General features: G+C 71.2%; 23 protein-coding genes and 1 tRNA gene. 8 read left to right on the forward strand and 16 right to left on the reverse strand.

The annotated features are described in order from the left end of the window. Positions 1-25 precede the first annotated feature (25 nt). The 3 genes from ABEG17_RS04660 to ABEG17_RS04670 all read right to left on the reverse strand — a co-directional run bounded on the left by ABEG17_RS04660 (position 26) and on the right by ABEG17_RS04670 (position 3,664). The gene (locus tag ABEG17_RS04660; protein WP_406832118.1) at positions 26-676 is read right to left on the reverse strand and encodes a hypothetical protein; all 651 of its coding nucleotides are present in this window, start codon (positions 674-676) and stop codon (positions 26-28) included. Positions 677-1,235: 559 nt separating this feature from the next. Beyond that, positions 1,236-2,570 carry a PhoH family protein gene (locus ABEG17_RS04665; RefSeq protein ID WP_406832119.1) on the reverse strand — a complete coding sequence of 445 codons (1,335 nt, stop codon included), beginning with the start codon at positions 2,568-2,570 and terminating at the stop codon, positions 1,236-1,238. A 332-nt stretch (positions 2,571-2,902) separates the two neighbouring features. Beyond that, a complete protein-coding gene (locus tag ABEG17_RS04670) occupies positions 2,903-3,664 on the reverse strand; it encodes an isoprenyl transferase (RefSeq protein ID WP_406832120.1) in 762 nt (253 codons plus the stop codon). A 91-nt stretch (positions 3,665-3,755) separates the two neighbouring features. On the opposite strand from ABEG17_RS04670, the gene ABEG17_RS04675 reads away from it, so the two are divergent. After that, positions 3,756-4,583 (forward strand): thioesterase family protein, encoded by an 828-nt coding sequence (locus tag ABEG17_RS04675; protein WP_406832121.1) that lies wholly within the window; start codon positions 3,756-3,758, stop codon positions 4,581-4,583. A 33-nt stretch (positions 4,584-4,616) separates the two neighbouring features. Then, positions 4,617-5,315 carry a hemolysin III family protein gene (locus tag ABEG17_RS04680; RefSeq protein WP_406832122.1) on the forward strand — a complete coding sequence of 233 codons (699 nt, stop codon included), beginning with the start codon at positions 4,617-4,619 and terminating at the stop codon, positions 5,313-5,315. Here ABEG17_RS04680 and ABEG17_RS04685 read toward each other — a convergent pair. Both ABEG17_RS04685 and mca read right to left on the reverse strand, forming a co-directional pair. Then, positions 5,291-5,572, reverse strand: a complete 282-nt coding sequence (locus tag ABEG17_RS04685) for a hypothetical protein (RefSeq protein WP_406832123.1) — start codon at positions 5,570-5,572, stop codon at positions 5,291-5,293. The two genes, ABEG17_RS04680 and ABEG17_RS04685, sit on opposite strands and share 25 nt — an antisense overlap. After that, positions 5,569-6,507, reverse strand: a complete 939-nt coding sequence (mca, locus tag ABEG17_RS04690; protein ID WP_406832124.1) for a mycothiol conjugate amidase Mca — start codon at positions 6,505-6,507, stop codon at positions 5,569-5,571. Before mca ends, ABEG17_RS04685 begins: the two co-directional genes overlap by 4 nt. 94 nt (positions 6,508-6,601) lie before the next feature. On the opposite strand from mca, the gene ABEG17_RS04695 reads away from it, so the two are divergent. Continuing rightward, complete coding sequence (locus ABEG17_RS04695) at positions 6,602-6,979, forward strand: DUF4307 domain-containing protein (protein ID WP_406832125.1); 378 nt, start codon at positions 6,602-6,604, stop codon at positions 6,977-6,979. Between the two features lie 213 nt (positions 6,980-7,192). Further along, entirely contained in the window at positions 7,193-7,687 is a 495-nt protein-coding gene (gene greA, locus ABEG17_RS04700) for a transcription elongation factor GreA (protein WP_406832126.1), read from the forward strand. A gap of 86 nt (positions 7,688-7,773) precedes the next feature. Here the strand turns inward: greA and ilvA are convergent, their stop codons facing one another. From ilvA to ABEG17_RS04725, 5 genes are read right to left on the reverse strand one after another with little or no spacing between them, the layout of a single operon-like run. Next, positions 7,774-8,997: a threonine ammonia-lyase gene (gene ilvA / locus ABEG17_RS04705; RefSeq protein ID WP_406832127.1), complete on the reverse strand. Its 1,224-nt coding sequence runs from the start codon at positions 8,995-8,997 to the stop codon at positions 7,774-7,776. A gap of 9 nt (positions 8,998-9,006) precedes the next feature. Continuing rightward, positions 9,007-10,359, reverse strand: a complete 1,353-nt coding sequence (locus tag ABEG17_RS04710) for a glutamate mutase L (protein WP_406832128.1) — start codon at positions 10,357-10,359, stop codon at positions 9,007-9,009. Between the two features lie 15 nt (positions 10,360-10,374). Beyond that, a complete protein-coding gene (locus ABEG17_RS04715; RefSeq protein ID WP_406832129.1) occupies positions 10,375-11,577 on the reverse strand; it encodes a cystathionine gamma-synthase in 1,203 nt (400 codons plus the stop codon). A 10-nt stretch (positions 11,578-11,587) separates the two neighbouring features. Continuing rightward, entirely contained in the window at positions 11,588-12,064 is a 477-nt protein-coding gene (locus ABEG17_RS04720; protein WP_406832130.1) for an MOSC domain-containing protein, read from the reverse strand. Then, the gene (locus ABEG17_RS04725; protein ID WP_406832131.1) at positions 12,061-13,080 is read right to left on the reverse strand and encodes a GNAT family N-acetyltransferase; all 1,020 of its coding nucleotides are present in this window, start codon (positions 13,078-13,080) and stop codon (positions 12,061-12,063) included. The genes ABEG17_RS04720 and ABEG17_RS04725 overlap by 4 nt, the downstream gene beginning before the upstream one ends. Before the next feature lie 129 nt (positions 13,081-13,209). Here ABEG17_RS04725 and msrA point away from each other — a divergent pair, with 129 nt between their 5' ends. Continuing rightward, the gene (gene msrA, locus ABEG17_RS04730) at positions 13,210-13,926 is read left to right on the forward strand and encodes a peptide-methionine (S)-S-oxide reductase MsrA (protein WP_406833133.1); all 717 of its coding nucleotides are present in this window, start codon (positions 13,210-13,212) and stop codon (positions 13,924-13,926) included. 49 nt (positions 13,927-13,975) lie between these two features. Here msrA and ABEG17_RS04735 read toward each other — a convergent pair whose 3' ends face one another. Both ABEG17_RS04735 and ABEG17_RS04740 read right to left on the reverse strand, forming a co-directional pair. Continuing rightward, the gene (locus tag ABEG17_RS04735; protein ID WP_406832132.1) at positions 13,976-14,446 is read right to left on the reverse strand and encodes a lamin tail domain-containing protein; all 471 of its coding nucleotides are present in this window, start codon (positions 14,444-14,446) and stop codon (positions 13,976-13,978) included. A 141-nt stretch (positions 14,447-14,587) separates the two neighbouring features. Further along, positions 14,588-15,106: a DUF1992 domain-containing protein gene (locus ABEG17_RS04740; protein ID WP_406832133.1), complete on the reverse strand. Its 519-nt coding sequence runs from the start codon at positions 15,104-15,106 to the stop codon at positions 14,588-14,590. Positions 15,107-15,163: 57 nt separating this feature from the next. On the opposite strand from ABEG17_RS04740, the gene ABEG17_RS04745 reads away from it, so the two are divergent. After that, positions 15,164-16,054 (forward strand): cobalamin-binding protein, encoded by an 891-nt coding sequence (locus ABEG17_RS04745; RefSeq protein WP_406832134.1) that lies wholly within the window; start codon positions 15,164-15,166, stop codon positions 16,052-16,054. Positions 16,055-16,156: 102 nt separating this feature from the next. On the opposite strand, the gene ABEG17_RS04750 is transcribed toward ABEG17_RS04745, so the two are convergent. Further along, entirely contained in the window at positions 16,157-17,533 is a 1,377-nt protein-coding gene (locus ABEG17_RS04750) for a cystathionine beta-synthase (protein WP_406832135.1), read from the reverse strand. Positions 17,534-17,650: 117 nt separating this feature from the next. Between ABEG17_RS04750 and ABEG17_RS04755 the strand changes: the two genes are divergently transcribed. Then, the gene (locus ABEG17_RS04755) at positions 17,651-18,805 is read left to right on the forward strand and encodes an SGNH/GDSL hydrolase family protein (protein WP_406832136.1); all 1,155 of its coding nucleotides are present in this window, start codon (positions 17,651-17,653) and stop codon (positions 18,803-18,805) included. Then, positions 18,802-20,025 (forward strand): acetyl-CoA C-acetyltransferase, encoded by a 1,224-nt coding sequence (locus ABEG17_RS04760; protein ID WP_406832137.1) that lies wholly within the window; start codon positions 18,802-18,804, stop codon positions 20,023-20,025. The genes ABEG17_RS04755 and ABEG17_RS04760 overlap by 4 nt, the downstream gene beginning before the upstream one ends. Here ABEG17_RS04760 and ABEG17_RS04765 read toward each other — a convergent pair. The 3 genes from ABEG17_RS04765 to ABEG17_RS04775 all read right to left on the reverse strand — a co-directional run bounded on the left by ABEG17_RS04765 (position 20,018) and on the right by ABEG17_RS04775 (position 21,373). Beyond that, positions 20,018-20,302, reverse strand: a complete 285-nt coding sequence (locus tag ABEG17_RS04765) for a hypothetical protein (protein ID WP_406832138.1) — start codon at positions 20,300-20,302, stop codon at positions 20,018-20,020. The two genes, ABEG17_RS04760 and ABEG17_RS04765, sit on opposite strands and share 8 nt — an antisense overlap. A 9-nt stretch (positions 20,303-20,311) precedes the next feature. After that, on the reverse strand, positions 20,312-21,166 hold the full coding sequence (locus tag ABEG17_RS04770; protein WP_406832139.1) for a Bax inhibitor-1/YccA family protein: 855 nt from the start codon (positions 21,164-21,166) through the stop codon (positions 20,312-20,314). 129 nt (positions 21,167-21,295) lie between these two features. Beyond that, positions 21,296-21,373: transfer RNA gene (locus ABEG17_RS04775), tRNA-Leu, on the reverse strand. Positions 21,374-21,395 lie beyond the last annotated feature (22 nt).

A 21,395-nucleotide genomic window follows, 5' to 3' on the forward strand; every position in this document is an offset into this window, starting at 1 on the left:
CGGCGTTCTGCGTGTCAGTGGTGGCTCAGTACCAGTGCGGGGACCGGGACTGCCAGGTGTTCCAGGCGTTGCAGGGGGTGCCGTACGAGGACTTGATGTACTGCAGGCCCCACCGGATCTGGGTGACCGGGTTGGTCTGCCAGTCGGCGCCGACCGAAGCCATCTTCGAGCCGGGCAGCGACTGCGGGATGCCGTATGCGCCCGAGGAGGAGTTGGCGGCGGTGTGCTTCCAGCCGCTCTCGCCCATCCAGAGGTTGTCCAGGCAGCTCCACTGGCTCTGGTCGAAGCCGAAGTCGCCGAGCATCGCCCGGGCCGCAGCGCGCGGGTCCTGCTGGGCGTTGGCGACCAGCGCCTGCTTCTTGGCCACCAGGGCCCGGCGCGCCTTGTCACGGGCCGCTGTCTGCGCGGCCTCACGGCGGGCCTGGGCGGCCACCTTGGCCGCGGCGACGGTCTTCTGGCGGTCCTTCTCCTGGACCGCGGCGATGCTGGCGTTGGTGTCGTTGCGGTCGGTGGCCAGGCGGGCGGTGTCCTCGATCTGCGCGTCGGACAGCTCGTTCGCCTGGGCCACGGCCTCGGTGCTCACGGTGAAGGCCGCGGCGCCGGTCTGGTGCCGGTCCGTGGCCTGGTAGCCGGCGGCGGTCGTCGCGACGACGGCCAGCAGCAGGCTGGAGGTCACGGCGGGGCGGCGCAGGGAACGGGTGAGTCCCGAGGAGCGAGAGGGTTTCCTGCCGTGGGTCGCCGCGTTGCGGTGACGACCGTGGTAGGGCGTGCTCATACAGATGCCTCCAAGAAAAAAGCCACCAGGGACGTGGTGGCTTCGTTGGTGCCGGGGGGATGCGCCGGACCCTGCCTTCAACACCAGCGCGTTATGAAACCGAGACCTTACCCGACAGGGACCAAGGTCCTGAAATCGCGACCTCCCCCCATTGTGACCAGAGTGGCTCTCGGGACGGCTGTGACTCCATATGAGCCGTTCGTCCGAGTCGTCGCCCACCGTCGAGTGAATGACCCCACAGCAGGCAAGGGTCGAAGGTCCCGATCATGGTGCGCACCGTGACCAGCTGCGCGCGCCATACGGACCATCTCCCACCACCCGCTGGTCACTGTGAGCAGTTGGCGCGGCACTCGACGACGCCCGACCACCGCCGGCGGTCACTGTGATCAGTTTCCGTCGCGGGGCCGGGCGTCGTCTGGCCGGGCGTCGTCAGGGCTGCGGGGCCTCAGACGTCGAGGCCTCAGACCTCGAGGCCCTCGAGCAGGTCGGTCACCAGTGCCGCGATCGGGCTGCGCTCGCTGCGGGTCAGGGTGACGTGGGCGAACAAGGGGTGACCCTTCAGGGCCTCGATGACCGCGGCGACCCCGTCGTGGCGGCCGACGCGCAGGTTGTCGCGCTGGGCGACGTCGTGGGTGAGGACGACGCGGGAGTTCTGCCCGATGCGGGACAGCACCGTGAGGAGCACGTTGCGCTCCAGGCTCTGCGCCTCGTCGACGATGACGAACGCGTCGTGCAGCGAGCGCCCCCGGATGTGGGTGAGCGGCAGGACCTCGAGCATCCCCCGGTCCATGATCTCCTCGACCACCTCGTGGGACACGAGCGCGCCGAGGGTGTCGAACACGGCCTGACCCCAGGGCCCCATCTTCTCCTGCTCGCTGCCGGGCAGGTAGCCGAGCTCCTGGCCACCGACGGCGTAGAGCGGGCGAAAGACGACGACCTTGCGCTGCTGGCGACGCTCCATGACCGCCTCCAACCCGGCGCACAGGGCCAGCGCGGACTTGCCGGTGCCGGCCCGGCCACCGAGGGACAGGATCCCCACGTCGGGGTCGAGCAGCAGGTCGAGGGCGATGCGCTGCTCGGCGCTGCGGCCGTGCAGCCCGAACGCGTCACGGTCACCGCGCACCAGTCGCACCTGCTTGTCGGCGCCGACCCGCCCCAGACCGCTTCCCCGCGGCGAGAGCAGGACGACCCCGGTGTGGCAGGGCATCTCGGCGGCGACGGCGTGCTCGATCCGTCCGTGCTCGTAGAGCGCATCCATCTCCTCCACGGTGACGTCGAGCTCGGCCATCCCCGTCCAGCCGGAGTCCACGGCGAGCTCGGCCTGGTACTCCTCCGCCGCCATACCCACCGCCGAGGCCTTGACCCGCATGGGCAGGTCCTTGCTCACGACGGTGATGTCGAAACCCTCGTTGGACAGGTTCTTGGCGACGGCGAGGATGCGCGTGTCGTTGTCGCCGAGCCGGAAGCCGGCGGGCAGCGAGCTCGGGTCGGTGTGGTTGAGCTCGACCCGCAGGGTGCCACCGTCGTCACCGACCGGGACCGGGGCGTCGAGCCGGCCCTCACGGACCCGCATGTCGTCGAGCAGGCGCAGCGCCTGGCGGGCGAAGTAGCCGAGCTCCGGGTGGTGGCGCTTGGCCTCGAGCTCGGTGACGACCACGACGGGCAGGACCACCTCGTGCTCCTTGAACCGGAGCATGGCCTTCGGGTCGGACAGGAGGACGGACGTGTCGAGCACGAAGGTCCGGGACGACGAGCTGGACGAGGTGCGACGGGTGGTGTCGTGGTTCGAGGCCATGTCTCTCCTTGGCACAGCGCGCGCTTCGGCGCGGTGCGCCTACTCGCGAACGAGGTGCCGGGACCAGGCCAACCCACCACGGTGGGGCCGGTTCCGGCCCTCCGCCCGGAGCTGGATCTGCTCCATAGGTTGGCCTCCCCGAACGTGGAACGGGTGCTCCGCGTCCCTGCCGACGGTACGACTCCCCCGCCCGGGGAGATATCAGGCTCGCGGCGTGTCACACAGAGTTAACCCGTTGGTCCGAGGGCGTCCCCCTCCACTGGTCCGGACCAGCTCGGGCGCGGGCCCGTCCAGCCCATGGACCAGGTATGGCGCGAGCGCGGCAGGGCGGCTCAGCCGCCGAAGCGGCGGTTGCGCTCGGAGTAGGCGCGCAGGGCACGCAGGAAGTCGACGTGCCTGAAGTCGGGCCAGTAGGCCTCACAGAAGTAGAACTCGCTGTGGGCGCTCTGCCACAGCAGGAAGCCCGACAGCCGCTGCTCGCCGGAGGTGCGGATGACGAGGTCGGGGTCGGGCTGGCCCTTGGTGTAGAGGTGCTCGGCGATGTGCTCGACCTGCAGGGTCTCGGCGAGCTCCTCGATCGTCGTCCCGCTCGCGGCGTGCGAGACCAGCATGGAGCGGACGGCGTCGGTGATCTCCTGGCGTCCGCCGTAGCCGACGGCGACGTTGACGGTCATGCCGTCCACGTCCTCGGTGGCGTCCGCGCTCTCCTTGAGGCGCCGCGCCGTCTCGGCCGGCAGGAGGTCCAGGGACCCGACCGGGTTGAGCCGCCACCGCTTCGTCTCGGCGAGGTCGGACACGGTGTTCTCGATGATGGACAGCAGCGGCACGACCTCGGCGGCGGGACGGCTGAGGTTGTCGGTCGAGAGCAGCCACAGCGTCACGACCTCGACCCGCGCCTCCTCGCACCAGTCGAGGAAGTTCGCGATGTTGTCGGCGCCTGCCTGGTGGCCCTCCTTGGTCCCGTGCCCCCGGGCCTTGGCCCAGCGCCGGTTGCCGTCGAGCATCACACCGACGTGTCGCGGGAGCGCCTCACGCTGCAGCCGACGGCTGAGCCGCCGCTCGTATGCGGCGTACAGGAGGTCGGACAACGCCACGGTCGCTCCTTCGCAGGGCTGCAGGACGGATGTCCGTGCAACGAACCACGCTACCCCCGTCGCCCCGGCCGGGTGGGGCAGGATGCCGATCATGTCGTCGCCCGAGGGAACCCCCGACCCCGACTCGTTCTACCGCCTCGAGGAGAGCACCGCGACCAGCAGCACGGTGACCTCGAGCCGGCACACCGCCGGCCCCTGGTCCACCGAGGCCCAGCACGGGGGGCCGCCGATGGCGCTCATGGCCCGTGAGGCGACCCGTCTGGGTGACGGCGACCGCATGGTCGCCCGGGTCACCTGCGACCTGCTCGGCCCGGTGCCGGTGGGACTGCTGCGCGTGAGCGCCGAGGTGGTCCGTCCCGGACGCTCGGTCGAGCTCGTCGAGGTCCTCCTGACCGACCTGGCCAGCGGACGTGACGTGGCCCGAGCGGCCCTGTGGCTGCTGCCCCGGTCCGAGGACGGCCCGCGAACCGCTGAGCCGGTGCCCCCTCCCGGACCGGAGACCGGTGGGGTGCACCCCATCCCACCGGGCTGGCACCGCGGCTACCTCGACGCCATCGACTGGCGCTGGGTGGAGGGCTCGCTCGCGGAGCCCGGTCCGGCGACCGTGTGGATGCGACCACGCATGGGGCTGGTCCCCGGCGAGGAGCTGTCGCCGCTGCAGCGCCTGCTGGTCTGTGTCGACTCCGCCTCGGGTGCCAGTGCCGCCCTCTCCATCGACCGGTGGCAGTTCATGAACACCGAGCTCACCGCGCACCTCGTCCGCGAGCCGGCCAGCGCCTGGGTGGGAGTCCGTGCAGCCACGACCATCGCCGGCGGCGCAGTGGGGCTCGCCAGGGCGGACGTCTTCGACGAGCACGGCTTCGTCGGCCACAGCGCCCAGACGCTGCTGGTGAGGCCCACACCACAACTTACGACTTAGTAACCTACGCAACCGTAGGTTAGGATGCAGCGCATGACAACGGCACCCGCCCCCCGCTCAGAGCCGGGACCTGTCGAGTCGGTCGTCGCTGCGGTCAAGCCGCACCTGCGAGGCTGGCTGCATGCGGGCATGGTCCCTCTGGCGGTCGCCGCCGGCATCGTGCTCATCGCCCTGGCCCCGACCACCCCCGGCCGCATCGCCGCCGTGGTCTTCTCGATCTCGGCCTGGCTGCTGTTCGGCACCTCTGCGGTCTACCACCGAGGCAACTGGTCACCCCGCGTGGCCGGTGTGCTCAAGCGGATGGACCACTCCAACATCTTCCTCATCATCGCCGGCACCTACACGCCGTTCGCGCTGCTCCTGCCCCGCGAGCAGGCCCGGACGATGCTGCTCATCGTGTGGATCGGCGCGCTCGCCGGCGTGCTGTTCCGGGTGTTCTGGGTCGGCGCCCCGCGGTGGCTCTACACGCCGGTCTACGTCGCCCTCGGCTGGGTGGCGGTGTTCTACCTCGGCCCGCTGCTGAAGTTCGGCGGCCCGGTCATCGTCACCCTCATCGCCGTGGGCGGGCTGCTCTACACCACGGGCGCCGTCGTCTACGGCATCAAGCGACCGAACCCCTCACCGCGATGGTTCGGATTCCACGAGATCTTCCACGCGCTGACCGTGGCGGCGTTCGCCGTCCACTACATCGCCGCGACACTGACGATCTACCGGTTGGGCTCCTCGGTCTGACCACCGGACGCCTGCGGCGGCTCGGTCTCCGGGGATTCCCCCGAGGTCGGGCCGTTCGCACGTCCGGGCTCGGAGTCGGGCCGGCTGGCGGCTCGCTCCTGCTCGGCCTCTCGGGCCAGCTCCTCGGAGCGGTAGGACATCCGGCGCATCCGCGCGTTCATGTTGCGCATGAGCAGGTAGAGCGCAAGCCCGAGCAGGAAGAACGCGAAGAACCCCCAGAGGCCGGGTGAGACCAGCGTGGACGGGGCGCCGTTCACAGCGTCGACTCCTTGCGTCCGTCGTACACGATCTCGAGACCGTCCTTCGTGGCGAGCGCGTCGCCCGCTGCCGCATCGGGGATGCCGGCGAACAGGTCGTCCTCGCCCTCGGCGATGGGCAGGTAGGACAGCGCCGCCTCGTACTCCTCGGTCGGCCACACCTTCGCCTGCACCTCGCGCGGCACCTTGAACCACGTGCCGTCCGGGTCGATCTGGGTGGCGTGCGCGAGCAGCGCCTGGTCGCGCACGTCGAAGTAGTCCGAGCACGGGATGCGCGTGGTCACCACGCGCTCGGGGCGGTCCTCCCAGCGCTCCAGCCACTCGGCATACGGGCTCTCCTCGCCGAGGGCCGTGAGGGCCTCGTGGAAGGCGATGATCCGCGCCTTGGAGAAGCCCTGGTTGTAGTACAGCTTCAGCGGCTGCCACGGGTCACCCGCGTGCGGGTATGCCGTCGCGTCGCCGGCGGCGAGGAAAGCCGCCATCGAGACGGTGTGGGTCATGATGTGGTCGGGGTGCGGGTAACCACCGTTCTCGTCGTACGTCGTGACGACGTGCGGGCGGTAGCGGCGGATCTCCCGAACCAGCGCCTCCGTGGTGACCTCGATCGGCTCTAGGGCGAAGCAGCCCTCGGGCAGCGGGGGCAGCGGGTCACCCTCGGGCAGCCCGGAGTCGACGAAGCCCAGCCACGTGTGCTGGACGCCGAGGATCTCCTGGGCCCGCTTCATCTCGTCGCGCCTCACCTGGGCGAGGTCGCGCAGGATGTGCGCGTCGTCCTTGAGGTTGGGGTTGAGCACGTCCCCGCGCTCCCCGCCCGTGCACGACACCACCAGCACGTCGACGCCCTCGGCGACGTACTTGGCCATCGTCGCCGCGCCCTTGCTCGACTCGTCGTCGGGGTGCGCGTGCACCGCCATGAGCCGCAACCGGTCAGCCACCTGCACAACCTCACTCGTCCATCGAAGACAATGGGACCGCGAGTCGGTCGACTCCGCGTCCGTCCGACATCCTCTCACCCGTGGAAGGCCCGCCATGCCGCTCCCCCGCCCCGCCCCCGGCACCGGCCGATGGTGGGTGATCGGCACGATCGGGTGCACCATCGGCGTCGCCCTGGCCGTGTGGCTCGGGCTGGCCAACAGCCTCGGCCAGATCACCGTGACCAATACGGGCTACCACGTCGTGGACCAGCGCAGCGTCAAGGTCGAGTTCGACGTCCACCGCCCGGCGGACCAGGCGGTCACCTGCCACCTCAAGGCCCTGGACACCACGTTCGGCGTCGTCGGGGTCCTCGACGTCCAGATCCCCGCCTCCCCGGAGAGCACCGTGCACCAAGAGGCCGTCGTGCGCACGACGTCGCGCGCGGTGACGGGCGTCGCGGACACCTGCACGGCGGTCGGGACAAGCCGCTGACCAGCGCGATCGTGCGTCTCACGGTGTCCAGCACCGGGAGTCCAGTGGGTCCGGGAATGGACCACCTCGCCGCACGCGCGGTATCCTTGTGGCTTCACCGAGCGGTCTGGGCCTGACCACGCACACGTGTGGGCGCCCGGACCTCTTTGCGTATCACCCCTCCTCCGGCGACGCGACCGCGTCGTGCCGGGGAACCCGAACAAGGAGTACACCGTGAGCGAGACCGCGACCCCCACCGCGAGCTACCTGACCCAGGAGGCCTTCGACCGTCTGAAGGCCGAGCTGGACCAGCTCTCCGGCGAAGGCCGTACGGAGATCGCCAAGAAGATCGAGGCGGCCCGCGACGAAGGCGACCTCAAGGAGAACGGCGGCTACCACGCGGCCAAGGAGGAGCAGGGCAAGATGGAGGCCCGCATCCGCCAGCTGACCCAGCTGCTCGACAACGCCACCGTGGGCACCAAGCCCGCAGACGACGGCATCGTCGAGCCCGGCATGGTCGTCACCGTCGCCATGTTCGGCGACGACATCACGTTCCTGCTCGGCTCGCGCGAGATCGCCGAGGGCACCGACCTCGAGGTCTACAGCGAGAAGTCGCCGCTCGGCGCGGCCATCAACGGCAAGAAGGTCGGCGCCAAGGCGACGTACTCGGCGCCCAACGGCAAGAAGATCGAGGTCACCATCAAGGGCGCCAAGCCGCACGTGCCCTGATCCTCACCCCCGTACGTCGACGAAGGGCCGCACCCCACCGGGTGCGGCCCTTCGTCGTGCCGCCCGTGGTGGCGCGGTGGGACCGGTCAGCCGAACTTGAGCTGGTAGCCCTTGCCGCGCAGGGTGCGCAGCACCTCTTCGCAGTGCTGCTGGCCGCGGGTCTCGAGCTGCAACCCGATCTCCACCTCGTCGACGGTGATCGTCGTGCCGGTGCGGATGTGCTCGACCTCCAGGACGTTGGCGTCGACCGCGGCGCAGTCCGCGAGCAGCCGGGCGAGGTGGCCCGGGCGGTCGGAGACACGCACCCGGAACTGCAGGTAGCGCCCGGCGGCGGCCATGCCGTGCCGGATGATGCGCAGCAGGAGGATCGGATCGATGTTGCCCCCGGACAGGACCGCGACCACCGGTCCGTCGAGGTGCTGCCCGGCCCGTCCGAGCAGGTGCGCGACCGCGGCCGCTCCCGCCGGCTCGACGACGAGCTTGGCCCGCTCGAGGACGAACAGCAGCGCGCGCGACAGCTCCTCCTCCGTGACCGTCTCCATCCCGTCGACGAGCTCGCGCACCAGCGCGTAGGGCACGTCACCGGGCATGCCGACGGCGATGCCGTCGGCCATCGTCTGCATGTTCTCGAACGCGACGGGCTTCCCGGCCGCCAACGACAACGGGTATGCCGCGGCCTGCTCGGCCTGGACCCCGATGATGCGCACGTCCGGGCGAGCAGCCTTGACGGCCACCGAGATCCCGGCGAGCAGCCCACCCCCGCCGGTGCTGACGACGATGGTCTTCACGTCGGGGCACTGGTCGAGGATCTCCAGGCCCGCGGTGCCCTGGCCCGCGACGATGTCGTGGTGGTCGAACGGGTGGATGAGGACCGCCCCGGTCTCGGCCTCCCACGCGCGGGCCTGCACCAGGCACTCGTCGATGGTGGTGCCGACCTGCTCGATGGTCGCGCCGTAGGCCTGGGTCGCGATGAGCTTGGGCATGGGCGCCCCGTGCGGCATGTAGACCTTGACGTCGATGCCGAGCAGCTGGCCGGCGAGCGCCACGCCCTGGGCGTGGTTGCCGGCACTGGCGGCCACGACGCCGCGGGCCTTCTCCTCGTCGCTCAGCCGCGCCATACGGGTGTAGGCGCCGCGGATCTTGAACGACCCGGCGCGCTGGAGGTTCTCGCACTTGAGGTAGACCTCGGAGCCGACGCGGTCCGACAGCGCGCGGCTGTACTCCAGCGGGGTGGGACGGACGACACCGCTGAGCAGGTCCTGCGCAGCGTGGACGTCGTCGAGGGAGACGGACAGCAACGGTGATGCCATGGCGGCAGGCTATCGCCCGGGCGCGGCCACCTCGGACGGATGCCGACCGTGCTCCCCCACCACGGCGCGGGCCAGCGCCCGCGCGGTGTCGGGGTGGCTGCTGCGAAGCAGCCCGACTGCGAAGAGCAGGTATGCCGCGTCCGTCACCACCGCAGCGGCCCGCGGCACCTTCCAGCCCCCGGCGTGGTCGGTGGCGACGGCTCCCAGCACGTGGGCCCGCCCGTCCTCGTCCGCGTGCCGCAGCACCCCGCCCGACCCGACGACGACCGCGACGTCGGCCAGGGGCCTGGCGCTCGCACCGGGACCCGAGGGCCGGGCGTGGCGGCGGACGGCGACGAGGGCCGCGGCCCGGGCCAGGGCGAGGTCGTGGCCACGCTCGACGGCGTCGACGGGCAGGTGCGCCGGGTCGGCGGCGACCCTCGCGGCATATGCCTCGAGGCCCTCGGGGACGTCGACGTGCTCGCGGGCTGCTGCCTCGACGACCCCCACGGCGTTCCACCGCATGCCGAGGTCGGCCTCGACGGTCCGCGACTGCCACAGCGGCGCCACCACGTCCTTGGCCAGGCCGGCGTCCTCGCCCTGCGGGCGCAGGGCGGAGTAGACGTCGGTCGTCGCACCGCCCACGTCGACGACCATCACGTCGCCGTCGAGCTGCTCGGCGAGCACCTCCACCCCGTCGAGCACCGCGTCAGGAGTGGGCGCCTGCACCATCGCCGCGAACTCGGGACCGCGCGACAGCCCCTTGCCGCCGATGACGTGCTCGAGGAACGCGGCCCGGATCGCGGCCCGGGCCGACTCCGGTGCGATGACCCCGATCGAGGGCAGCACGTTGTCGGCGAGGGTGAACCGGCGGCCGGTCGACTCCAGCGCCTCGGCGACCTCCGCCTGGGCCTCGCGGTTGCCCGCGACGACCACGGGCGCACCGAGGCGAGCACGCGCCATACGAGATGCGTTGTGCAGCAACACTTCTGCGTTGCCGCCGTCGGTTCCACCGACCAGCAGCACGAGGTCGGGTCGAGTGGCCCGCAGCTCCGCGAGGTCCGCGCCCGACATGGGTCCGGCGACGAGGTGGGAGACGCGGGCGCCGGCGCTGAGTCCGACGCGGTAGCCCGCCTGGGCGGTCACCTCTCGCTCGTACCCCACCACCGTGAGCCGCAGGCCCCCACCCGCACTGGAGCAGGCGAGCACCTCGTCGACCACACCGTGGACGTCGAGCTGCTCACGCAGCAGGCGGTAGCCGTCGAGGACGTCGGTGCCGATCGTCGTCGGCGTGGCCGCGGTGGCGACCACCTCGCCCGAGGAGTCGACGAGCGCGGCCTTGGTGAACGTCGAGCCGAAGTCGACGCAGAGCAGCTGCGCCACGGGGTCGCCCGTCGCTCAGCCGAGCCGGTCGAGGGCCTGCTTGAGGTCCCCGATGAGGTCCTCGACGTCCTCGATGCCGGTGGACAGGCGGATCAGGTCGGCCGGCACCTCGAGCTCCGTGCCACGCACCGAGCTGTGCGTCATCCGGGCCGGGTGCTCGATGAGCGACTCGACGCCGCCGAGGGACTCGCCGAGGGTCCAGACCTGCGTCTCGCCGCAGACCTTGACGGCGACGTCCTCGCCGCCGCGGACCTGGAACGAGATCATCCCGCCGAACCGCTTCATCTGCCGGGCCGCGACCTCGTGGCCGGGGTGGCTCTCCAGACCGGGGTAGTGCACGGCGCTCACGGCCGGGTGACCGAGGAGGAAATCGACGACGCGCTCGGCGTTGTCGCTGTGCTTCTCCATGCGCAGCGCCAAGGTCTTGAGCCCGCGCAGCACCAGCCACGCGTCGAACGGGCCGGCCACGGCGCCGAGCGAGTTCTGGTGGAACGCAACGCGATCCACGGCGTCCTCATACCCCTTCACCGTGATGTCGCGGCCCACGACGACTGCGCCACCGACGACGTCGGAGTGGCCACCGCAGTACTTCGTCGTCGAGTGCGTGACGATGTCGGCGCCGAGCGACAGCGGCTGCTGGAGGTAGGGCGAGGCGAAGGTGTTGTCGACGACGAGCAGCGCGCCGGCGGCGTGGGCGACCTCGGCGAGGGCCGCGATGTCGGCGATGCCCAGCATCGGGTTGGTCGGGGTCTCGACCCAGACGAGCTTGGTCTGGCCGGGGCGGATCGCTGCGCGGACGGCGTCGAGGTCGCCCATCGGTGCGATCGAGTGCTCGACCCCCCACGGCACGAGCACCTTGTTGAACAGTCGGTAGGTGCCGCCGTACGCGTCGTTGGGGACGACGACGTGGTCGCCTGGCGTGAGCAGGGCGCGCAGCACGGTGTCCTGACCGGCGAGGCCGGAGGCGAAGGCGAACCCGCGCTCGCCACCCTCGAGCGCGGCGAAGCACTCCTCGAGCGCGGTGCGCGTGGGGTTGGCCGAGCGGCTGTACTCATAGCCGCCGCGGAACCCGCCGATGCCGTCCTGCTTGTAGGTCGACACCTGGTAGATCGGGGTGATCACCGCACCGGTGCCGGCGTCCGGCTCCTGGCCCGCGTGGATCGCGCGGGTGGAGAAACCGCCCGCGTCGGTGTGGCTGCTGTGCTGCTGCTCGCTCATGGCGCCAAGGCTAACGGCTCCCTGGGGACGGCTCCCCTGCGGTGTCGGCGGCCTCGAGGACCTCGACGACGTCGCCCACCCGTATGGAGCCCGACTCGAGGATGCGGAAGACCGCGCCTCCGCGGGCGTGCAGGGCGCGCATCGCGCCGGGCCCGATGTGGTCGTCCATCAGCCGGCAGGGAGCGGCGAGGCGCACCACCTCGAGGAGGGTGTCGCCGACCCGCAACCGTGTCCCGGGCCTCGTCGGGACCGGGCCCGCCGAGATGGTCACGTTGCGCCGGGTCGAGCCCGCGGGCACGGGGGCGCCGAGGTCGGCCGCCGCGGCGTCGAGGTCGGGCTGCGCCTGGACGGTCACGTGCCGGTGGCGGCTGCCGTGGTAGCGGTCACCCACGAGTCCCCGCCCGGCCTCCGCCTCGACGTGATCGACCGACTTGGTCGGCAGCCGCGTCCCCGGAGCGATGTGGATCGACGTCACCACGGTTGTCACGGCATGACCTTCTGCCACTCGCGCAGCCACGCGTCGGGGGCGTAGCCCAGCTCACGGTTCACCGCGAGCATGTGCCGGTTGTCTTCAGCGTTCCACGTGCGGATGCGGGTCACGTCCGGGAGCTCGGCCATCAGGGCCAGCGCGTTCGCGGCCTTGAGCCTCAGACCGAGCGCATGTCCACGGTGCTCCCTCATCACCAAGGTGTCCTGCTGGTACCCCAGGTCCGCGGGTTCGCCCACCTGGACCTGGGTGAAGCCGACCAGGCGACCGGTCGCCTCCTCCACGGCGAAGGTGTCGACCACCCGCCGGTTCATGGCGGCGATCCGGTCGTAGGTTCCCCGCACCCGTGCGGCGTCCCAGACCTCCTCCTCGAGCTGCAGCTCGCCGAGTGGGATGTCGGTGCTCATCCGCCGGCTGAGCTCGGCCCGTCCGTCCAGCAAGTCCTCCGGGATGCCGCCCGAGAACGTCCGGGTGGTGTAGCCGTCGGCGCCAGGGGCGGCGAGCAGGGCCTCGAGGCGGTCGCGGTCCGCCGGCAGCGCGAGGGCGCTGCGCAGCACGGTCTGCGCAGCGGCATACCCCTGACGCGAGGCGAACTCCTCCCCGCCCACGTCGCGACTGTCGGCGAGCCACTCCGTCTCAGCCACGAACACCGAGCGACCCTCGTCACGAGCGACCTCCTCGGCCACCTCCAGCAGTCGCGAGCCGAGGCCGCGCCGGCGGTGGTCGGGGTGGACGGCGAGACCGATCTCGGCCACGGTCAGGTTGTCGTGCTGCGGGAAGGTCACGGCGACGGCACCCGCCACGACGTCCCCCGCCATGGCCGCCCAGCCGAGACGCCGCCGCTCGGTGCTGCGTTCCAGCTCGCGCAGCTCCTCGACGCCCCAGCTCGAGTGCTCGTCCCCGAGGGCGTGCTGGTTCGATGCCTCGAAGACTGCAGCCCACGCGCGGAAGAGGTCGTCCTGCGCGGGGTCGAGCCCGCTGACGGTACGGATCCGGACGTCGTCGGCGGTGGTCACAGGCACAGCCTGCCGCGACATCCCCGTCCTGGCCACCGAGTTCACCGTGATGCTCGAGGGTCTGGCGCATCGCTGTCATCAGGCGCCGCGAGGAACAGCCGCGCGCGAACGGGCGTTGTAGCCACCGTGATATTCGGATCGCGAGCCAAGACCACGCTGCCCACCGCCGAGGAGGCCCTCGCCGGCCGCTCGACGCGCCCGTTCCACCTCGACGGCACCCATACCGTCCTGAAGACCCCGCTCGAGGGCCCGTGGCCGGACGGCACCGAGGTGCTCTACATCGGCATGGGCTGCTTCTGGGGCGCCGAGCGCATCTTCTGGCGCCAGCCCGGCGTCGTCACGACCGCTGCCGGCTACATGGGCGGGTTCACGCCGAACCCCACCTACGAGGAGAGCTGCACCGGCCGGACCGGCCACACCGAGGCGGTCCTCGTGGCCTACGACCCTGAGCAGACGAGCCCCGAGCTGCTGCTCAAGGAGTTCTGGGAGAACCACGACCCGACCCAGGGCAACCGGCAGGGCAACGACATCGGCACGGCCTACCGCTCGGCCATCTACTGGACCACCCCCGAGCAGCAGCGCGCCGCCGAGGCGACCCGTGAGGCGTTCCAGAAGGTCCTGACCGACCACGGCTACGACACCATCACCACCGAGCTGCGGTCGGCCGAGGACGCCGGCCCGTTCTGGTACGCCGAGGACTACCACCAGCAGTACCTCGACAAGAACCCCGGCGGCTACTGCAACCACGGTCCCAACGGCATGACCTGCCCGGTCGGCCTGGTGAAGCAGGACCAGCTCCCCTCGCAGGAGAGCGTGCTGCGCGTCAACGACTCCTCCGGCAGCTGACGGTCAACAGTCCAAGCGGCTGACCGTCAGCGGCGCAGGCGGCTGACGGTCAGCGGCTCACCCGGTAGGCCGCGGCGCTGGCATCCCTGAACGCCCAGGAGTCCTTGAGGACGCCCTTGGAGTCACGCAGGTAGGCCGTGTCGCCGGTGTTGTTCCAGACGTACCAGCTGCGGTTGTAGTAGCGGTTGGTGCTCGTGGCGGACCCCTTGCCCGTGTGGACGACGACCGACGCCCTCGCCTTGAGGGTGAACGTCGGGAACCGGTAGGTGAAGCCCTGCTTGTCCTTGAGGGTCCAGCCGGACAGCGAGCAGTTCTGCGCGGTCGTGTTGGTGATCCGCACCCACTCGGCGTTGAGGCTGGTGTTGGAGCCGTTGTCCGCGCCGGGCGAGTCGTACTGGATCGTCGTCATCCGGATGGCCGGGACCGCGGCCCCAGCGGGCTGCGCCGCCGTCACGACGGTGCCGGCGGCGAGGGTCAGCGGGACGAGGGCAGCGGCGAAGGCCTTGGTACGAGTGGTCACCCGCAGACCGTAGACGGACACCATCATCGGCTCGCGGTGTTGGAGGACATCCGCGCCGGGGCGCGCCTGATACCAACCAAACGGACATTTCTGCGACGCCCCGCTGGGTCCGGCTGTGGCCCTACCTCGGGTTCGCGGTGTTCACGACCGTCCCAGCAGCCGTCGGACCCAGGAGCCTCGGGCGCGTCGGGCTGCCCGCGATGCATCGGCCGCCGTGACGGCCGCGGCCTCGGCTGCAGCCCTGAGGGACTCCTGCCGCCGCGACTCCCGCAGCTCGCGCCAGCGGTCCACCATCTCGTCCACGTCGACGATCCGCGCCCAGACGGGCGAACGCGGTCCCACGCCGGGACGCAGCCGGTCCTCGCGCACCCGGTGGTTGTAGTCGGCCAGGACCGCGCGCACGCTCTCCTCGGTGCGCAGGTCCAGCAGCGACTCGGGGAAACCGGCGGACTCCTTGCGCAGCGCCATCGCGGGCGACATCGCCCCGGACATGTCGAGGTTTTCCCGCTCGACCAGGCTCTTGACCCACCAGTCCGGGTCCTCGACCTCGGGGTTGCCGAGGCTGCGCAGGGGCTTCCCGGCGCCGGGCAGGTTGTCGAACTCCCCGCGCTCCTGCGCCTCCCGGATCGCCTTCTCCACGGGCGACTCCCACCGCTCCACGTTTCGACCCTAACCCGGCCCCACCGGGGTCCGCATGCCTGCCCGTAGGGTCGGGACATGCGCATCGTCTCGCTCCTGCCGTCGACCACGGAGATCCTCTTCGCCGTCGGCGCCGGCCCGCAGGTCGTCGGGGTGACGTTCGAGTGCGACACCCCCGCCGAGGCTCGCAAGCGCAGCATCGTCTCGACCACCGCGATCCCGGAGGGGTTGCCACCGCACGAGATCGACGCCTTCGTGAGCCGCGCGATGGCCGCCGGCGAGGACCTCTACCACCTCGACGGCGGCGCCCTGTCGGAGCTCGACGCCGACCTCGTCGTCACCCAGGACCTGTGTGCCGTGTGCGCGGTCGACGTGTCCGTCGTGGACGACGCCCTGGCCTACCTCGGCTGCCGTGCGGAGGTCCTCACCATCGACCCGCACTGCCTCGACGAGGTGCTCACCTCGGTGCTCACCCTCGGCGCCGCCAGCGGCTGCGCCGACACCGCCGCCACCCTCGTGGGCCGGCTCCGGGAGCGCTTGGCCGCCGTGCAGGACTCGGTATGGGGCGCGGACCGGCCGCGCGCGCTGGTCCTGGAGTGGACCGACCCGGCCTTCGCCCCCGGGCACTGGGTGCCCGAGATGGTCACCGTGGCCGGCGGCACCAACGCCCTGGGCGACGCCGGCGAGAAGTCGGTGCGGGTGACGTGGGACGCGGTTCGCGACAGCGCACCCGAGGTCATCGTGTGCGCCCCCTGCGGCTACGACCTCGAGGGGTCGACCACGCTCGCGCAGGCGGCGATCGCCTCCGGTGAGCTGCCGAACGGCATACCGGTCTGGGCGGTGGACGCGAACGCGAGCTTCGCCCGCCCCGGACCTCGCCTCGTCGACGGGGTCGAGGCGCTGGCCGGGATCCTGCACCCCGACCGCGCACCGGCGCCTCGCGCCGACATGGCCCGCCGGCTGCGCTGAGCCCCGCGGAACTGGCGAAGGGTGGGAAGGTGCCGCATCCATGGACACGGATGGGGCACCTTCCCACCCTTCGCGGTGGAACAGGGTCTGTCGGCTGGACGGTCAGTCGACGAGGGAGAGGAGCAGGTCGGCGCGGGTCAGCACGCCGACCGGCTTGCCGTCCTCGACGACCATGATGGCGTCCGACTTCTCGAGCTCGTGCCGGGCGACGGACACCGGCTCACCGGCGCCGACGAGCGGCAGCGAGGGCTCCATGTGTTTCTCGACCGGGTCGGTCAGGTGGGCGGAGCCGTTGAACAGCGCCTCGAGCAGCGCGCGCTCGCTCACCGAACCGGCGACCTCACCCGCCATGACGGGGGGCTCGGCGCCGACGACGGGCATCTGCGACACGGAGTACTCGTGCAGGATCTCGATGGCGTCACGGACCGTCTCGGTCGGGTGGGTGTGCACGAGGGCGGGCAGGTCACCGGCCTTGTTGTGCAGGACCTCGCCCACGGTGGCTTGGCCGGCGGTGCGCATGAACCCGTAGGAGTTCATCCAGTCGTCGTTGAAGATCTTGGACATGTAGCCGCGGCCGCTGTCGGGCAGCAGCACGACGACGACGGCGTCGGCCGGCAGGTCCTTGGCCGCACGCAGTGCCGCGACCACCGCCATGCCGCAGGAGCCGCCGACGAGCAGGCCCTCCTCCTTGGCGAGGCGACGGGTCATCTCGAACGAGTCGGCGTCGCTGACGGCGATGACGTCGTCGACGACCTCCGGGTCGTAGGCGGTCGGCCAGAAGTCCTCGCCGACGCCCTCGACGAGGTAGGGGCGCCCGGTGCCGCCGGAGTAGACCGAGCCCTCGGGGTCGGCGCCGATGATCTGCACGCGCCCGCCCTCGCGGTCGGCCGAGGCCTCACGCAGGAAGCGACCCGTGCCGGTGATCGTGCCGCCGGTCCCGACGCCGGCGACGAAGTGCGTCACCAGGCCGTCGGTGTCGTTCCAGATCTCGGGCCCGGTCGACTCGTAGTGCGAGGCCGGCCCGTTCTGGTTGGCGTACTGGTTCGGCTTCCACGCACCCTCGATCTCGCGCACGAGGCGGTCGGAGGTCTCGTAGTAGGAGTCCGGGTGGTCGGGAGCCACGGCGGTCGGGCACACCACGACCTCGGCGCCATACGCCTTGAGCACGTCGCGCTTGTCCTGGCTCACCTTGTCGGGGCACACGAACACGCACTTGTAGCCCTTGCGCTGCGCGACGAGCGCCAGGCCGACACCGGTGTTGCCGGAGGTCGGCTCGACGATCGTCCCGCCGGGCTTTAGCTCGCCGGATGCCTCCGCGGCCTCGACCATCTTCAGCGCGATGCGGTCCTTCACGGACCCGCCGGGGTTGAGGTACTCGACCTTCGCGAGAATGGTGGCCGAGATGCCCTCGGTGACCGAGTTGAGCTTGACCAGGGGCGTGTTCCCGACGAGGTCGGCGATGTGCTCTGCGTACTTCACCGACTCATCCTCTCAGACCGTTGAGGGAGGTCGGACCACGCCCGGTGGGGCACGCTGAGGTGAGACAGGGCGTTTCGAACTACAGCAGGTGAGGGCAGGACAGCAAGGAGGACAGCGATGGGCCGGGCAAGAAGGGCACGCAGGATCGCCGCCACCGCGGCGTACGGTGGTGGCGGCCTCGCGGCGGGCCTCACGGCGCTCGGTGCGGTGGGCTACGGCGTCCTGCGGGTCGAGGCGGGCATCGCGCGGCGCCTGGTCGGCCAGCCCTTCGACGGTGCGCCCGACGACAACGGCACGTATGGCGCAGGGTCCGGTGAGCCAGTCGAGCTCATCGTGCTCGGCGACTCCTCCGCCGCCGGCATGGGCGCCGACCGCCCCCACCAGACCGTCGGGGCGATCATCGCCAACGGTGTCTCCGCCCTCACGGGCCGGCCGGTGCATCTCACCAACACCGCCGTCATCGGCTCCGAGTCCTCCGGCCTGGAGCTGCAGCTCGCCAACGCCCTCGACCGCGTCGCCCGACCGCACGTCGCCGTCATCATGATCGGCGCGAACGACGTGACCCACCGGATCGACAAGGCCATCGCGGTGCGGCACCTCGAGACGGTCGTCCGGTCCCTGCGCGAGCTCGGCACCGAGGTCGTCGTCGGCACCTGCCCCGACCTCGGCACCATCGAACCCATCCCCCAGCCGCTGCGCCTCATCGGCCGCCGCTGGTCCCGCGACCTCGCCGCAGCCCAGACCGTGGCCGTGGTCGAGGCCGGCGGCCGCACCGTCTCCCTCGGTGACCTGCTCGGTCCCGAGTTCTACGAACGGCCGCAGGAGATGTTCAGCGCCGACCGCTTCCACCCCTCGCCCGCCGGGTACGCGCGGGCCGCCGCAGCGCTGCTGCCCAGCGTCTACGCCGCCCTCGGCGTCTGGTCGGGCGAGACCGCCGACGACCGCCTGCCCGACACCCGTCGCGGCGAAGGCGTAGGTCCGGTGGCCGTCGCTGCCACGTATGCCGTACGCGACCCCGGCACCGAGGTCAGCGCGACCCAGATCGCCGGGCAGGCGCGCGGACCGCGGGGCCGCTGGGCCAAGCTGCTGCGCCGACCCCACGACCCCGTCCCGGACCGCCAGGACGACGCGGGCGATGCGTCCTCCGGCGAGAGCAAGGCCACACCGGGCGACCCGCGCCCGGGCCCGGCCCGGCCCCACGGCATACCATCGAGGCTGACTAAGCGATCGCTTATCCCGCGGTCGCCCCTCGACGAGGAGGAACCCCCGTGACCGAAGCCGTCATCGTCTCCACCGCCCGTACGCCGATCGGCCGGGCCTTCAAGGGCTCGCTGAAGGACGTGCGCCCCGACGACCTGTCGGTGCAGGTCATCCGCGCCGCGCTGGCCAAGATCCCCGAGCTCGACCCGACGCTCGTCGAGGACCTCTACTGGGGCTGCGCCGAGCCGTCGGGCCGCCACGGGTCCAACATGGCCCGCGTCGTCTCCGTGCTGGCCGGCTTCGACGGTCTGCCGGGGTCGACGATCAACCGGTTCTGCGCCTCGTCGGTGCAGACGACCCGCATGGCCTACCACGCGATCAAGGCCGGCGAGGGCGACATCTTCCTGTCCGGTGGTGTCGAGTGCGTGTCGCAGTACACCAGCTGGTCGGGCGCGGGCGGCTCGGCCGGCGACGACCAGAACCCGGTGTTCAAGCCCGCGCAGGAGCGCAGCGAGGCCATCGCCAAGTCCAACGAGACGTGGACCGACCCGCGCGAGCAGGGCATCGTCCCCGACGTCTACCTCTCGATGGGCCAGACCGCCGAGAACGTCGCGACGCTCAAGGGCATCAGCCGCGAACGCCAGGACGAGTGGGGCGTCTCGTCCCAGAACCGTGCCGAGAAGGCCATCGCCGACGGCTTCTTCGAGCGCGAGATCGCCCCGGTGACCCTGGCCGACGGCACCGTCGTCAGCAAGGACGACGGCCCCCGTGCCGGCGTCACGCTCGAGGCGCTGCAGGGGCTCAACCCGGTGTTCCGCGAGCAGGGCACCATCACCGCCGGCAACTGCTGCCCCCTCAACGACGGCGCTGCCGCGGTCGTCGTCATGAGCGACACCAAGGCCAAGGAGCTCGGCCTCACCCCGCTGGCGCGTGTGGTCTCGACCGGCGTGTCCGCCCTGTCGCCCGAGATCATGGGCCTCGGCCCGGTCGAGGCGTCGCGCCAGGCGCTCGCCCGCGCCGGCATGACCATCGGCGACATGGACCTCTACGAGATCAACGAGGCCTTCGCGGCGCAGGTGCTGCCCTCCGCCGACGAGCTCGGCATGGACTTCGACAAGCTCAACGTCCACGGCGGGGCCATCGCGCTCGGTCACCCGTTCGGCTCCACCGGTGCCCGCATCACGACGACGCTGCTCAACGGGCTGGCTTCGCGCGACGGACAGTTCGGGCTCGAGACGATGTGCGTCGGTGGCGGCCAGGGCATGGCCATCATCTACGAACGTCTCAGCTGAGGCCGGCCAGGAGGCCCCGGAGACGGCTCGGCAACGAGTCGACCCCGGGGCCTCCTGCTGCACAGGCGTCGAACACGAGGACGGCCAGCTGGTCCATGAGCACGCCGGGCCCGAGGTCGGGGAGCAGCGGGGCGTCGTCACCGGCGAGGTCGGCGAGCAGGGCGCGGACGGCCGGGGCACAGCGAAGCGCGTGGTCCAACGGCAGCTGCTGCCACCGTCGGACCACGCGCTGGAGTGCGTCCGAGACCTCCTGCGGGACAGGCGATCTCGTGGGCACGGACGAATGCTAGTTGTTGCGCAGGCGTCCGAGCAGACGCAGGATCTCGAGGTACAGCCACACCAGCGTGACGATGAGGCCGTGAGCGAGCAGCCAGGAGTACTTCTCCGGGGCGCCCGCGGCGATGGCCCGGTCGATCGAGTCGAAGTCGACCGCGAGCATCGCCGAGGCGAGGCCGATCGCGAACAGCGAGATGCCGATGCCGAGGGGAGAGGTGCCACCGATGCCGAAGCTGGAGCCCGGCGTGACCAGGACGTAGACCAGGTTGATCAGCGCGAAGATCGCGTAGCCCATGACCGCCATCGTGACGATGCGGCGGAACTTCTCCGTGACCTTGATGATCCCGGTCTTGTAGGCGATGAGCATGCCAGCGAAGACGGAGAGCGTGGCCAGGACCGCCTGGGCGACGATGCCCTGGAAGACCGGCGTGCCCGGCTCGTCGAACCTGACGGCGTAGACGTTGCTGATCGAGCCGACGAGCATGCCCTCGAAGACGGCGTACGCGAGGATCAGCGGCACGCTGATCGTCTTCTTGAACGCGATCACCAGGCCCAGGACCAGCGTCGCGGCGATGCCACCGAGCATCAGCGGCAGTCCGAAGCTCGGCGTGAGCTGCCAGGCGACGACTGCCACGACGACGACGATGGCGAACAGGCCCGTGGTCTTCATGACCACGTCGTCGATGGTCAGGCGACGCATCTGCGCCGGGCCGGCGGTGGGCTGGTTGTAGAGGTCCTGCAGCTGCTGGGGCGTCGGGGTGTCCATGGGCGTCGCACCAGTGGGCTGCTGGGGCGCGCGACCGAAGCCGGCGTAACCCTGACGGGACTGCTTGTCGATCCGGTCGAACACCGGGTTGCTGGCCATGCGTTGCTCCTTGAGGGGCGTCGTGCGGCCCTGCGGTCGGCCGCTCACCCCAGACTACGTGCGGGACCCACCCCGGAGTTCCCGCGGCACGCGTCCTGTGGACGGCGGGGCGGAGCCGGGGCGAGAAGATGGTGCCCCCGACGGGGGTCGAACCCGCACCTGTGGCGATTTTAAGTCGCCTGCCTCTGCCAGTTGGGCCACGGGGGCGGGCCCAGTATGCCGTGGTGGC

It is taken from the genome of Pedococcus sp. KACC 23699 (genome assembly GCF_045348425.1).
Taxonomy (GTDB): domain Bacteria; phylum Actinomycetota; class Actinomycetes; order Actinomycetales; family Dermatophilaceae; genus Pedococcus.